Origin of the sequence: Prauserella flavalba (genome assembly GCF_003202235.1) — a bacterium.
Lineage (GTDB): Bacteria > Actinomycetota > Actinomycetes > Mycobacteriales > Pseudonocardiaceae > Prauserella_A > Prauserella_A flavalba.
On record NZ_MASU01000004.1, the window covers coordinates 24980 to 38734 of the forward strand.

The 13755-nt window shown below is 69.5% G+C and carries 12 protein-coding genes; 2 read left to right on the plus strand and 10 right to left on the minus strand.

What is annotated here, in order from left to right; all coding sequences use genetic code 11:
• Positions 1 to 22: 22 nt before the first annotated feature.
• The 9 genes from BA062_RS07220 to BA062_RS07260 form a co-directional block, all read right to left on the minus strand.
• Positions 23 to 2956: an NB-ARC domain-containing protein gene (locus BA062_RS07220; RefSeq protein WP_110335301.1), complete on the minus strand. Its 2934-nt coding sequence runs from the start codon at positions 2954 to 2956 to the stop codon at positions 23 to 25.
• Positions 2957 to 2958: 2 nt separating this feature from the next.
• Positions 2959 to 3939: a thiopeptide-type bacteriocin biosynthesis protein gene (locus BA062_RS07225; protein WP_110335302.1), complete on the minus strand. Its 981-nt coding sequence runs from the start codon at positions 3937 to 3939 to the stop codon at positions 2959 to 2961.
• Positions 3921 to 5132 carry a lanthionine synthetase C family protein gene (locus tag BA062_RS07230; RefSeq protein WP_210406792.1) on the minus strand — a complete coding sequence of 404 codons (1212 nt, stop codon included), beginning with the start codon at positions 5130 to 5132 and terminating at the stop codon, positions 3921 to 3923. The genes BA062_RS07225 and BA062_RS07230 overlap by 19 nt, the downstream gene beginning before the upstream one ends.
• Positions 5129 to 6976 (minus strand): lantibiotic dehydratase, encoded by a 1848-nt coding sequence (locus tag BA062_RS07235; RefSeq protein ID WP_110335312.1) that lies wholly within the window; start codon positions 6974 to 6976, stop codon positions 5129 to 5131. Before BA062_RS07235 ends, BA062_RS07230 begins: the two co-directional genes overlap by 4 nt.
• Positions 6916 to 7809 carry an IS982 family transposase gene (locus tag BA062_RS07240; protein ID WP_017983093.1) on the minus strand — a complete coding sequence of 298 codons (894 nt, stop codon included), beginning with the start codon at positions 7807 to 7809 and terminating at the stop codon, positions 6916 to 6918. Before BA062_RS07240 ends, BA062_RS07235 begins: the two co-directional genes overlap by 61 nt.
• Positions 7810 to 7863: 54 nt before the next feature.
• The gene (locus BA062_RS07245; protein ID WP_110335303.1) at positions 7864 to 9249 is read right to left on the minus strand and encodes a lantibiotic dehydratase family protein; all 1386 of its coding nucleotides are present in this window, start codon (positions 9247 to 9249) and stop codon (positions 7864 to 7866) included.
• Between the two features lie 92 nt (positions 9250 to 9341).
• Positions 9342 to 9533 (minus strand): FxLD family lanthipeptide, encoded by a 192-nt coding sequence (locus tag BA062_RS07250; protein WP_110335304.1) that lies wholly within the window; start codon positions 9531 to 9533, stop codon positions 9342 to 9344.
• Positions 9534 to 9545: 12 nt separating this feature from the next.
• Positions 9546 to 10823, minus strand: coding sequence for a methyltransferase, FxLD system (fxlM, locus tag BA062_RS07255; RefSeq protein WP_210406794.1), 1278 nt, complete (start codon positions 10821 to 10823; stop codon positions 9546 to 9548).
• 24 nt (positions 10824 to 10847) lie between these two features.
• Positions 10848 to 11096 carry a hypothetical protein gene (locus BA062_RS07260; protein WP_110335306.1) on the minus strand — a complete coding sequence of 83 codons (249 nt, stop codon included), beginning with the start codon at positions 11094 to 11096 and terminating at the stop codon, positions 10848 to 10850.
• A 391-nt stretch (positions 11097 to 11487) separates the two neighbouring features.
• Between BA062_RS07260 and BA062_RS07265 the strand changes: the two genes are divergently transcribed.
• Entirely contained in the window at positions 11488 to 12732 is a 1245-nt protein-coding gene (locus tag BA062_RS07265) for a helix-turn-helix domain-containing protein (RefSeq protein WP_110335307.1), read from the plus strand.
• 26 nt (positions 12733 to 12758) lie between these two features.
• On the plus strand, positions 12759 to 13292 hold the full coding sequence (locus BA062_RS07270; RefSeq protein ID WP_281271621.1) for a flavoprotein: 534 nt from the start codon (positions 12759 to 12761) through the stop codon (positions 13290 to 13292).
• 6 nt (positions 13293 to 13298) lie between these two features.
• Here the strand turns inward: BA062_RS07270 and BA062_RS07275 are convergent, their stop codons facing one another.
• A complete protein-coding gene (locus BA062_RS07275) occupies positions 13299 to 13727 on the minus strand; it encodes a KH domain-containing protein (protein ID WP_245959717.1) in 429 nt (142 codons plus the stop codon).
• Positions 13728 to 13755 lie beyond the last annotated feature (28 nt).

Here is a 13755-nt window from a genome sequence, read left to right on the forward strand (position 1 = left end):
CTCCCGCTATTCCGACTGATCTCTATTCCGACGGTCTTTCCGTGTTCGCGGTGTCCCAGCCACCGGTCGCGTCAGCCAACTCCCGGCGGAGCTTGAGGACCGTCTCGCGGTCGCCCGTCGCCCCCGGTCCGGCGTCGGTGAACAAGTCCAGTGCGGTGCCGTAGCAGCGGTCGGCGTCCGCGATGTTGTCGAGCTGGGCGTGTGCCTGGCCCATGACCGTGTAGGCGTGCCCCCGGTAGCGGGGCGACCCACAGGACGCCAGGACGTTCTCGATGCGACGCAGGGCGAACAGCGCGGCGTCCGGTTGTCGGGCGTTGACGTGGACTTCAGCGAGGTAGGTGATCACCCGTGCGTGAGCCGCCTCGTCGCCGAGCGCTTCCATCCGCTCGGCTGCCTCACGGAGATGCCAGACAGCCTGCGGGAAGTCGGCGATCTCCGGGTGGGCGTACGCCTGGCCGATCCTGCGATGGCGCAGCGCGATGCTGCGCCGGTCGCCACGCTGTTCGTCGAGCAACAGTGCGCTGCCGAGATCTTCCAGAGCAGCGCGGGGTTTCCCGGCGGCGGTGAAGGCTCGAGCGCGGGTGGACAACGCCGCTGCCTGCACCCAGCTGTCGCCGAATGTGATTGCCCGCTCGATCGCGGCCGCGCAGGTCGTGATCGCCGCGTCGTGGTGGGCGCGGTTGGTCTCGCCAAAACCAAGGCGGGTGAGGAAAACCGCTTCCAGAACGTGCTGGCAACGCTGCGCGGCGAGGATACCGAGTTCCTGTGTGTTGACGAGATCATCGGCGAAGTAACTGGGCCGCAACGGGTTCCAGACAACTTCGGCGAGCTGGAACACCAGGCCGTCCCAGCCTTCCTGGTCAGCAAGGTACTGAGAGGCAAGGACATTCGCCCGCTCGATGCCGAACCAGCTCAGGGCGTGTTCGGCATCGGCGAAGGGCTCGGTGTCCAGATGTTCATACACCGGGCTGAACCGCCGCGAACGCGGGTTGATCGCGATGTCGGCGGCGGCCGTGCGTCGCAGGTACCACTCGATCATGCGGCGTAGCGCGGCCCGGCGTGCGCTCGCTCCGTCATGCCGGTGGGCCAGTGACTGGGCGTGCTCGCGCGGCAGGTCATGCTGGCGGTACCGGGCGGGGGCTATGGGGGTGACCAGATGGGCGTCGACCAACCTGGCCAGCCCTCGCTCGACGTCGGTGACAGGCAGGTCGAGAGCCGCCGCCAACGGATCGGCGGTGAACTCGGCACCGGGGTGCACGGCCAGCAGCCGGTACAGCCGTGCGGTATCGGCATCGAGGTCGTCATAGCTCATGTCGAAGATTCCTCCCACGGATGCCTCGTCCACGTGCAAGGCCAGGGTGGCGCCGTGGTCGGTGTTGAGGTGGGTGATCAGATCGGTCGGGCAGCGATGTGGGTTTGCGGCCAGGTACGCACCGGCGATTGCCACAGCGAGGGGGTGTCCGTGGCAGCGCGTGGCCAACGCGCGTAAGGCGCTCGTCTCGGCGTCCGACGGCCGACCGAGCAGGGACGCCAGCAGGGCGGCACCGGCATCCGGTGTGAGGTAGTCCAGGTCCACCGGATGAAATCCAGCGAGAAGCAGCCCACGTGCCTGGCGGCGGCTGGTCACGAGGATCGTGCTGTCCGGCGAAGCTGGAATCAGCGGGCGAACCTGCTCCACCGAAATGGCATTGTCGACCAGGACCAGGAGTGCCTTCTCGGCGGTGATGCTGCGGTAGAGCGCAGTCAGCTCGAGAGGATCAGTCGGGAGCGTGTCGGGCGCGACTCCGAGGGCACGAAGCCAACCGGCGAGCACATGGTGTGGCCGGCCTGGCGGCTGATCTCGCAAGGTGCTCAGATCCGTGTACAGCTCGCCGTCCGGGTGCCGTTCCCGCTGGCTGGCCAGCCAGCGGACCGCCAGTTCAGTCTTCCCAATGCCGCCCATCCCGGTCAGCAACGCCCTGGTCGGCGCGGTCCGGGCGGCGAGTTCATCAAGGAGCACCAGCTCACGACTGCGGTTTGTCCAGATCGGATGCGGTGGCGGGAATTGGCGCGGCGTCGGCCCAACCCGAGGCCGGGCTGATTGCCCCATGATGATCGTGCGTGCGGTCACGGTGTGGGCTTGCAGGACGGATCCGTTCACCGCGCCGTCGACGTCGTTGCGGTGTCCTGGCTCGATCACTGGCAGGCTCCGAATCCGAAGGCTGCCGAGCACACCAGGGCCTGTGGGGCCGGGCCGAAGCCAAGGCGCGAGCTGAAGTTCCCACGGATGCTGCGGTGTGCTGTCGGCTAGCGCCGCCTGAGCCGCAGGCAGGTCTCCGTTTACGCAGTGGGCCACGATCGTGGCTTGTCGGCCCTCCATGAGGTGCAGGCCAATCCCGCGGTGGGCGTGGGCGTGGGCGACCGCGTCGTCCCACCGGCCGGCAAGTGCCAAGGCTCGGATGCCGTCGCCGATCAGGTGCAGCCACACCCATTCGTGCAGCTTGTAGTGTTCGTCACGGCTACCGGCGACATCGGCCAGGGGCAAGGTGTGTCCGTCAACGACGAGGTCGGTGTTGGACCTGACGGCCTGGAACATCGCGGTGAGCAGTCGGAGCGCCTGGTCGCCGTCGTGGGCGCGGAACTGGAGCCGGGCGAGGTTGAGGACGGGTTCGAGCATGTGGCGGGCGTGCAGCACGGTGAGCGGCCGGTCGGCGGCGCGGTAGAGGTCGATGTGCTGCCAGCACAGGTCGCGGGCCAGGTCCGGCAGGCCACAGTCGCTGGCGATCAACGCCGCCTTGTTCAGGGCGTGGGTGCCTTCGGCCAACCGGTCGGCGCCGTCCTGGCCGGCGGCGTGGACGATGTCGGCGATCTCCTGGACTCGCTCGGGCAAGGACGGGCAGGCGGGCCGGGGACGACCCAGCAGCGGGAAGCGGCGGATCACAGCGGCCAGCGTTGGCGAGTTCGGAGTGGAGTTCATGGTCAACTCCGAGGCAGCAGAGCGGTAGCCGCCGCGCGGGCAAGGACGCCCTGGCTGGTGGCCGAGAGACCGAAACGGTTCCAGTGGAAGATCACTACGTGGGTGAGGATTGCCCGCAGACCCCGGTCCAGGCGCCCGCCCCCGGCGTCGTGACCGAGCCGTTCACCTGCTGCGCACAACCCGGCGAGCCACGGCGCGGCGTGCGCGACCGGCCCACCGGGCGTGAACAGCTCGCTGTCGGCCAGGTCGGTGATCGACAGGAGCCGGCGCACCTTGCCGAGCAACTTGCCGATCCGGGCTGTCTCGGCGTCGGTGGGTGCGGGGCGCAGCCGGGTGACCCGGTCGAACACGTCGCCGCACTCGAACGTGTCAAGTCCAGCGGCGCCCATGAGCCCGCTCAGCAAGAGGACGGACAGCACCTGACGGCCGAGGCCGGGAACGTCGTGACGCAGGTAGTCGAGCACGCCCGCGCTGTCGGCGCAGAACAGGTCATGGACGGTGGCCATGCCGGCCGGGCCGCCGAAGGCCGCGGTCTCCGGCTCGTACACCGTCGGCCACCAGCGTTCGATGACTCCAGCGCCGGCCAGTTCGTCGAGCACCTGGTCGACGGCCGCAGTTTCCGCGTGCAGCAGCCGCAGCCGCCAGCAGGGGTGTTTGCGCAGGAACCACCATCCGGCCACCACCTGATCGGCGTGGAGCCGGTCCAGGGCCGGTCCCAGCGTCGTGGCGCCGACAGCCTCGGCGTGCGCCCAATCGGCGAACTGGACACGCACCTCGTACCAGATGCCTTCGGTCCGTCGTTCCAGCGCCGTGAGTCCAGCGGCCTGGTAAGCGTGCACAGCGTCATCGAGGTCTGCCGGGTCCAGGGTGTGGTGGGCTGCGACGGCACTGGGCTCGCGGCCGGCGAGAACCGCCAGCACGGCGGTGGCGATGTCGGCGGAGGCGCTGGTCCGGGGCGTGGTGGTCAGGTGATCAGCAGACATTCATCCCATCCCGTGTGAGGCGGCGTGCTGTGCCGCGCGGTCTCGAGCGCCAGGTCCACTCCGATGCGTCCGGTAAGCAGCCCGGTCGCGGCAGGCGGATGCCCGTCCTCGTCGCCTCGTGATTGCGCGTGCTGGGCGAGCCGATCGGCCAGTACCGGAACGCGGTGGGCGAGGGCGGGGCCAAGGGCGTCGCGGGACGCGCGGTAAGCGGTTTGGAACACCCCGGCGATGCCGTGGCACAGGCCCGGTTCGGTGATCCGGTCGAGTTGGGTGTCGGCCAGGCTCGCGGCCAGGGCGTCCTCGGCAGCGTGGCGGCGTCGCGGTTCGTGGGTGGCCAGGGCGGCGAGTTGCTGGGCGCGGGCGATGCCGACCGTCCCGTAGCACCAGGAGGCTCGGCCGGGACGAGCGTGGGCGGGGCGGCCTGTGCGTAGCTCCTCGCGGGTGATCCATTGCGGCCACCACGGTCCGTCCGGTCCGTCCTGCCGCCACCGGTCGAACCACTCCGTGAGCACGGCGATCGCCTCGGGCTGGCCGTCGACCACGCGCCCGCGCAGGGTGGCCAGGGCGAGGAAGGACAGCAGCCCGGCCGCGCCGTGGGCCATGCCGAAGTTCGCGTGCCCGCCGGGGGTCGGCAGGATCTGGTCCGGGTCGTGCGCCACCCACCAACCCGGCAGGTCGGTGCCGTCCTCGTGGCGCGGCCGGGTGGCCAGGGTGACCACGTATCGCAGAATCCCGGCCAGCTCGTCGCTGTCGGGGTTGTGGTGCAGCAGCAGCGCGCCGATGCCGGTGAGCCCGTAGAACAGGTCGTACTCGGCGAAGGTGGCGGGCTGGCCGCGGTCGACTCGGGTGCCGACGGCATCCAAACGCTTGCGGGTCAGGCGCAGCACGTGCTCGTCCATCGTCTGGCTGGCCGCGCGGTAGCGGGGGTGGCGGTCGGCGGCGGCGTGCAACAGGAACGCCACGGCGGGCGCCCCGTAGTACAGGCCGGCGTGGTCGGCTGCGTCGACCGGCCCGGCCACCACCCGGCGGATGTGGGTTTGCGCGGTGTCCCACCTGCCGGAGCCGGTCCATGCGCGTTCGACGTGCAGCAGCGCGGCCCCGACCGCGCCTCGGGCTAGGGACTGGCTGGCCACCTCGTCGAGGGTCAAGGTCACTGTGCCGGTGTCCGGGCTCGGGTCTGCGCCGGTGGTCATCGGGCACCGGCCGGGGCGAGGCAGCGCAGCGCGACGGCGCGGGCGAGTCGTCCGGTTTCCTTCTCGAACGTCGGATCGATGCCGACGGCGCGGATGTGGTGCTCGTGCAGCAGCGTGCGCAGCACCGCGCCGGGCTCTCGCCCCTGTTGGACAAGGGCATCGTGGTAGGCGCGCAGCGCGGTGTCGCGGGCACTCCAAGCGGCGGCAACCGCCTCGCCACCCGGAAGTGCATGGACCGCGCGGTACTGCTGGGCGGGGTCGGCCACAGCGAGTGCGTGGTCGCGCAGCGCCCGGTCCAGCGGACCGTGCTCTTGGCGCAGGCATCCCAGCAACGCCCGGTACCCGGCCGGCGGATCGGGAGCGAAGGAGGCGGCCAGGTGCGCCATCGACGCGGCGGCCAGGGCCTGCGCGGGAACCTCGGACGCCTGTGCCGCCGCGAGCTGCGCGACGGCGGCCGTGGTGTCCGTGGCGAACACCTGCTCGGCAGCCGTGAGCGCGGGGCCGTCGCCGTAGCGAGCGGGATGCTGCGGCGTTGGGGCCAGGGTGAGCTGGCCAGGAAGCCCACGAGAGTCCAGGTCAGCCGCGAATGTGGCCAGGCGGGCGGCAACGGCTCCGTAATGCTGCGGGCTGGCCAGCCGCAGGAACACGGCAAGGTGTTGATCGGCCTCGGGCAGGATCATGTCGCGGTGCCGCCGCACCCACCACGACTGGACCGGGGCATCCGGGTCACGCGGGTCGTGGAGTTCGGCGACGAACCGAGGCAGGTGCGCGGTGAGGATCTCGTCGAACCGGGCGGGGTTGCCCACCACTTGCGCGTGGACCACGGCGGAGCCGCCAGGCTGGAGGGCGGCACCGGGTGCGGCGGTGGCGGGCAGCGGCCGTGCGGGCGGGGTGATCGCGGTCATCGGGATCAGCAGCTCCGCTGGTCGCCCAATCCAGCCCTGCCTGTCTGGCGGGCCGTCCTCGTGTAGTTCCACTCGGCCGGCTCGCTCCAGACGAGCATGGAGCAGGGCGCGGTCGAGTTCGTGGTCGAGATCCGACGGCAGGCGCAGCTCCCCGTGAACGAGCACAACTCGTGCCGGCACCTGCCACCGCTGCCGCCATGACCGCAACGGCTCCTGCCCGTCGTGGGTCTCCGGCCGGTCCTCGACGTCGGTGCCGGAGAGAATCCAGCGGGCGGCAGACAGCACCGTGCGGCGGTAGCGGATGCGCGGCACGTAGGGCAGGACGCGGGCGGCGCCGAGATCGAAGCCGCGGAACACCGCGCTGCGGGCGTCGGCGACCTCGGCGAGGAATCGGGCCAGCGGCGGGCTCTGCACGGCGGTGTCCAGGGCGTGCGGAATCCGCGGGATCACCCGTCGACCGGTGGAGAGCTGCACCAGGTACATCTGCTCGGCGTCGGCCGTGACCGCCAGGTCGTCCACCCCGATGACGGCGAGGTCCGGGTGCGCGGGATCGGGATGTTCCGACAGCGGTAGGACGTCTCCGAGCAGTGGCGGCACCCGCACCACGTTCTCGTTGTGGGGCCGGCGCGGCGGAAAGGACAACTGGACCGCCACCGTGCCCGGCGCGGCCTGGTCTGTCGGAGGCTGTGCTGGTCCTGCGGCGTAGGTCGCGGCCAGTCGAGCACGGTCGGCTCGGTCAAGCAGGTAGGCGAATCGTCCGGCCATGCTGGTCTGCGCGTGCGGCGCGGCGGTGACCCGCAGGGCGAACTCGCCGCGGTCGATCGCTGCGGTCGACGCGGCGTACACCTCGACGCCTAGACGAGTAATGCGTATCTCGGTTAGTGGTCGTAGGCGGTCAGTGATCGGGTGATGGGTTGGCCGGTGGCGCGGTTGTGCCAGATGGCGGCGGTGAGGGCCAGGAGGCGTTGGGCGACGCGGGTTCCGACGCCTTCGATGGTGCGTCCGCCGTGCTGTTCGAGGTCGAGTTGGCCTTTGAGGGTGTCGTTGACTGACTCGATGAGCTGGCGGATGGACTTGAGCAGCGGCTCGCCGGGATGGGGCCGGCGGTTGCGGTAGGACGGTCGGATCAGCCGGACCCCGCGCTCGGTGAGGTAGTGGTCGAGTTCGCGGGAGACGTAGCCCTTGTCGGCGATGATCAGCAGGCCGGGGCGGTCGGTGAGCAGGTGGGGTTCGTGGTCGCAGATCGCCATGAGTACCTGCCGCTCGTCGATCTTCGGGTCCGCCAGCGCCCAGGCCACCGGGAGTCCGGCAGGGGTGCAGACCAGATGCAGCCGCAGTCCCCAGAACCAGCGGGAGTGTGAGCGGCAGAAGCCGTACTTGGCCCAGCCGGCCAGCTCTGAGCGCTTGACCGTCGGTCGGGACCGGCCGCACTCCACCGGGGTGGAGTCGACGATCCAGGTGGTGTCGGTCCACAGGTCGGTATCGGCCGCCAGCCAGCGCATCACGTGCTTGATCAGTGGCAGCGCAGCGCGCAGGCGACGGTTGTAGCCGGACTGGCCGGGCAGGTAGCGGAACGCGCCGGGCATCCGGGCGGGCAGGAACCGCAGCCAGCGGGCCTCGGAGGTGAACCCCAGCAACGCCTGGGCGACGGCCAGCGTGACCAGCTCAGCGTCGGTCAGCTTCGGCGGTCTGCCCATCCGCCGCCTGCCCGCGAGATGGTCGTCGATCTTGACGTAGAGTGCGGTGAGAAGGGTGTTCAGGTCGGTCGTCACAAACTGATCTTGGACACCCTTCACCTCACTCCGGGCATCACCCCGACTTACGCATTACTCGTCTAGTTCGATCCGCTGGGGCGCGACGGCGTCGGCGTGCTCCCCGACGGTCAGGGCCTCCACGTCAGCGTCGGTCAGCTCGATCTCCCGCGACCCCGTCAGGGTGGCCTGCTGAATCAACGCCAAGAGGGCGGCGTCGCGGTCGGTCAGCACCCGCCAGGCGGGCCGGGCGCGTGGTGCACCAAGGTATCCAGTGGGGTATCCGAGGCCAGAGTCGGCGAGCAGGTCCCGCACCGGCACCAGCGCGCCGGGACCGTAGCGGGCGAGGAACCGGGCGTGGTAGTCAAGCCACGCGGCCGACCCGAAGGGTTGCGTCGTGGTCGCCAGCAGCACGGTGGCGGCACGCGCGGCCTCGTCGAGCACCCGCTCGGGGAGGGCGATCGTCGCGTCGACGCGCACGTCGGCGGCCAGCGCAGGGCCGACTCCGGGAACCAGGGCGCTCATCCGGGTGGCGACCGCCGCCCGGATGTCCCTCGCCTGGTCAGGGTCGATCGTGTGGTTGTGCCGGGCCAGATCGGCGCTGATCGCGTCGAGGTCATGCAGGGCGGCGGCGATGTCGTCGAGACTGTCCGCGCCGGCCGCACGCAAGGCATCGATCAGGTGGGTCAACGCGTCGACGTTGGTCATCGGAGGCCGCAGGTTCGTGATCAGCACACCAGCGTCGACCAGACCGTGCAGCAGTTCGTGGATCTTGTCGGGGGACGCGGAGGGAAACTCGGCGGCCATCCGGTCGGCCAGCGCGTCGAAACGGATCGGCGAATCGGCTGCGTTCAACACGAACTGCACAGGACGGGACAGCCGCACCGAAGACTCCCGCAGTGGCCCTGGAGTGGAGGCGCCGACCTCGGCCCGTGTGTGCACGATGACGCGCCCATCGCGCACGATCCGCGCGTCGTCCACCGACACCATCAGGCGTGGCCGCAGGTCGAGACGCCGTTCGAGCCGGTCGATCAGCGTGGTGAGCCATTCGCCGTCCACCCGCGCCACGACCCGGTGACCGCTGCGCACGTCGGCCATCGCGCGTCCCACACCGACGGCACCGACGCCAGCGAACAGGCCGAACGGCGTGGCTCGCCGTTGCCAGCGCAGCATGTAGGAGGCCACAGAGAGGACGGCCCGGCGTAACTCCTTCGCCGTAGGCCCGGTGGTGCCGTTGCTCTGGATCTGGTCGAGGCGTGCGCCGAGGACAGGGCTGGCGAGGGCCACTGCGTCCCGTACCTCCGGGCGTGCCCACACTTTCGCCAGCCACGCGCGGCCTTCCTGCTCGACCGCGGCCGGATCGGCAGGATTCAGGTACGGCGGCGGGTCGAGATCGCCGGGATCGGTGGTGACGCGGGCCAGGACGAGGCCGGCGTGCTGGTAGCGCGGGGACACGGTCATGGCGATTCGCTCTCCTCACCGGTCACGGTCAGTAGCAGCCGACTGCCGTCGGCGCCCCAGGCAACGCTCGGGCGCCGACGGCGTGGGGTGGATCAGAACGGGTTGTTCGAGCCTGTGCTGCACGCGCTGGTGCTACAGGTGCTGCCGCACCCGTCGCTCGTGTCGCACGACATGGTCACGAGCCTCGTGGTGGACTCCACCACGCGCATATCCAGCTCGAACTCCGCGTCCTCGACTGCGCCTTCCGGGGACTCCGTGCGCGGCGTGGCCAGTGCTGCCGTCATTCGGTTCGCTCCTCACCTCTCGGGGTTGTGCAGGGCACCCTGGTCATCGGCGGCGTCGGCCGTCGGTGACCAGGAGATCGTGGCCAGGCCGTGCGTCTTGACCAGCACGGCCGTGCTGTTGCCGAACTCGGGACGACGGGAGCCTTCGGGCCAATAGGCGAAGACGGGCTCCCGGTCACGACCCTGGCGGTCCCATGCCTGGATCTGCTCGACCATTGCGGCGGCGGCGTCTTCGCCATGCACGCCGTAGGCACGCGCGCCGAACTCGACTCCGCCGCCTTCGGGAACGGGACGGACGGCCAGGTAGGCGAACGAGCCGCCGCGCACGACTCCGAAGGGGAACCAGCCCTTGCGTTCGGCGGCCATGTCGGTGCCCTCGTCCACGGCCAGCTTGCAGAAGCCGGGCAGGAACGCGGCGAACCACAGGTGTAGGTCGGCGAAGGACACGCCGTGCTTGATCGTGACGCCGGACCAGACCTCGGTGCGTTCGGTCGCCAGCACCCCGTCCAGCAGGCTCATGTCCTGCGGCACCTCACCCTCGAAGCGAAGCTTGACGTGGTGACCGTTGCGGTCGGGTAGGAGGAAGACGCGCTCGTCATAGGCGCCGGCGCCTTGCATCGGGACGAACCCGGCGACCTCGGCCGAGGTGCTCACCAGGTGGTCGCCCTGGCGACGGAAGGCGATTGCGCGGGTAATCCCGTTCATCCGCAACGGAACGACGATCCTGCCGTTCGCGGACAGGTGCTCCAGCCAGGCCGGTGCGAGGTCCCAGGCTCCGACCGTCACCAGGATCGCGTCGAACGGCTCGTCCAGCCCCGGCAACGGGTTTTCCGCGTCGGCCTGCACCACGGTGACCCGGTTGCCGTATCCGGTTGCGTCCAGCAGCTCGCGGGCGCGGTCGGTCACCTCTGGGTCGATGTCGACGCTGACCACCCGCCCCTCCGGACCGACGACCTCGGCCAGCAGGGCTGCGTTGTACCCACCCGACCCGATCTCCAGCACGCTCATGCCCTCGGCGAGCTCGGCCTGCTCAATCATCCGGGCCTGGATGTACGCCGCACTGGTGGACGAAATGATCACGCCGTCCGGCCCGCGCTTGATCGCCACCGAGTTGTCGACGCTGTACGTGACGTCCAGCGGTGTGCCCTCGGCGACGAACAGATGCCGTGGCACAGTGCGGAAGGCTCGCTCCACCAACGGCGAGGTGATCATTTTCTTCTCGAGAAGCGTCTCCACCAGGCCATCGCGGAACTCTGCGGCGTTGGCATCGTCATGTCGGAGTGTGTTCACCAGTTCTCTTTCAGATGGATTGATTCAAATTGCGTGCCCAAGCAGGCCCTTTTCGGAAATCATGATGCGGACACGCTGCTCGTCGATCATCCAGCCGTTGGGCAGGAACGAGTCCACGGTCTGCTTCGGACAGACCTTGATGCGCGCGCCAACGCCGCCACGGCACAAGCGGTGCCACCCGCGCACCTGCTCGGCCGTCGTCTCCGCGAGCGACGACAGGCTCCTCCGTGAGCCGAGTACGCAGCTCGTCGACGACAGAGCGCGCGACCACATCAGTCACAAGAGACGTTCCTTCTAGCAGCGGTTTCAGCCTTAGCGGTCCCGGAGCGTACTCACGCAGTTACTCGATGCCACGCAGCGACAACCAGGCGAGCAGCGCTGTGCCGAGAAGGCGAGGGGCGCTCCTCGGCACAGGCTTCATCAGTCAACTGGGGGTGGACGTCGGCGTCCAGCGCGCCCACGGGGCGGCGATGAGGCGTGCATGAGGCGTCGATGGTCCTGGCCTGCACCAATGCACGGGTGTTGAGGCGCGAGTTCCCCCATTGGGGCTACACGGGTTCTGTTGCGAGCGTTCGCTGGTTGGTCATCGCAGTGATGGCCCGCTGATCAGGCCAGTTGGGTGCTCGGTAGCGTTGGATGGGCCGGCGATTCTGGGAGCGTGGTCATGGCGATACGGCGGGACGCCCTCGCGGCGCGTCGCGAGGTCCTCGGTTTCACCCAGGAGACACTCGCCCACCAGCTCGGAGTCGAACTCTCAACCATCGGCCGGTGGGAACGCGGAACGCTGACACCGCAGCCGTGGCGTCGCCCCGATCTTGCGAAAGTGCTCAAGCTGTCCCTCGAGGAACTCGATGGGCTGCTGTCTGCGCCGCGGACCGTGGCCAGCAGCTCGCTCGTGACGCGACGAGAGGTCATGGTAGACGCCGCCCTTCTCACCAGTGCGGTCATGGCCGATCAGGTGACGGGTACCAGCAGTGACCATTCCCCGCAGGACGTTCGCCAGAAGCTGCCGGGCAGCCGGGTCACCGTCACGAGCGCATCGGCGCTGGTGACCGACCTTCATCAGGCGTACCAGGCCGCTCGATATGGCGACGTTGCGAGGCGATTGCCAGCGGTGACCACGGCGGTCGACGCGCTGATCGCCGAGGGATTCGCGAGCGAGCGTCGGAAGGCACTCGGCCTGCAGTGCAGCGCGGCCGTCGCGGCAGCCAAGCTCGCGACCAAGGCTGGCGACGCCGAGGCAGGCTGGCAGGCGGCCGAGCAGGCACGGGTCGCGGCCGAAGCGGCTGAAGACATCGCCGGCCGAGCCGCGGCGGCGTATCAGCGGGCCTGTGCTCTCTTGCGCGCGGGCCGGGGCGAGGACGCCGAGCAGGTGGCGGTCTCCGCGGCCATGTCCATGCGAGGTAGCGACCCGCAGAGCCTGACCTGGCGGGGCGCGCTGACCCTGATCAGCGCGATCATCGCCGCCCGTCGCAACGACGCGGCCGAGGCGGGTGACCGGCTCGATCATGCAGAGGGCCTGGCGCGGTTGCTCGGCACGGACGGCAACATCGGGTGGACCGCGTTCGGCCCGACGAACGTGCTGATCCATCGCGTGTCGGTGGCGGTCGCCCTGAACGACCCCAACAGCGCACTGGCGACCGCGGAGCGACTCGATGTCACCGCATTGCCGGTTGGCCTGAACGGTCGCCAGGCCCAGTTCCACCTCGATAGCGCCTGGGCGCACGCCCAGCTCGGCGAGGACCCGCAGGCGGTGATTCACCTGCTGGACACCGAACGGGTCGCGCCGGAACTGGTGCGGGCCAACCCCAACGCCCGTGCGCTCATCCAGGACCTGCTGGCCCGTGAGCGGCGGCGGGCGGTGCCGGGTTTGCGTGGCCTGGCGGTACGCGTGGGGGTCGCGGCGTGAGTCATGGGCGACGGTGGCTGTATCTGGTGGCCTCGGCCGCTCCACCGGTGCTGCGGATCGAGGAGTTCATCACCGCGCTGCAGGCCGAGGGCTGGGCTACCTGCCTGATCGCGACACCGACAGCGGCATCGTGGATCGATCTCGATGCCGTGTCTGGTCAGACCGGATGCTTGACGCGGGTTCACTCACGGCCACCGCAGCAGCAGGAGTCTCTCCCCCGAGCGGAAGCTGTTGTGGCTGCCCCGGTGACATTCAACTCCCTCAACAAGTGGGCGGCGGGCTTCAGCGACACGCTCGCGCTCGGCGTGCTCAATGAAATGCTCGGTACGGGAGTGCCGATCGTCGCGGCTCCGTGCGTCAAGTCGGTGCTGCGCCAGCATCCGGCCTACGAGCCCAGCCTCCTGCGCCTCCGGAGTGCGGGAGTCAACGTACTCGATCCAGACGCAATTACCATCCGTGCGGCGGACGGCTTGGCGGACTTCAAGTGGGAGCAGATCGCCGCTGCTCTCCGCGACGCAACAGGCTCCAATGTGGACAATCCCTGGTCTGCGAATGCGTAGCCAGGCTCAACCGCGCAGCAGTAGTTCTCGATCGCGCCAGGCCAGGTGGAGAAGGGTCAACGCGCTGGCCGAAAGCCGTGGATCGAGACGGTCGATCGCCTCGTCAGTGAACGGCATGTCGGTCCGACCACCCCGGCCGATCACCCGGCCCTCGTCGTTGGTCTCCACCAGAGTGGCGAACAGCCGGTCGAACACCTCGTCGTCGATCACGGCCACGGTCAACTGGATGGCGCCGAGTTCCAAGGGTTCCATCACGAGGCCGTAATGCCAAAGCCGAAGCCCGCCCTCGGCCCGCGCCTGCTCGAACGACCGGAACGGCTCGTCCTGGGCATAGTTGATGGGTCGGGAGGCAGAGCCGTCATGTTCGGGGTTTCCGAGAAACTCCTCGGAGAACTCACGCATGATGTTGCGCCACAAGGAGAAGTCGTTGCGCACGTCTGCCAGATCGACTGAAGAAGGCTAG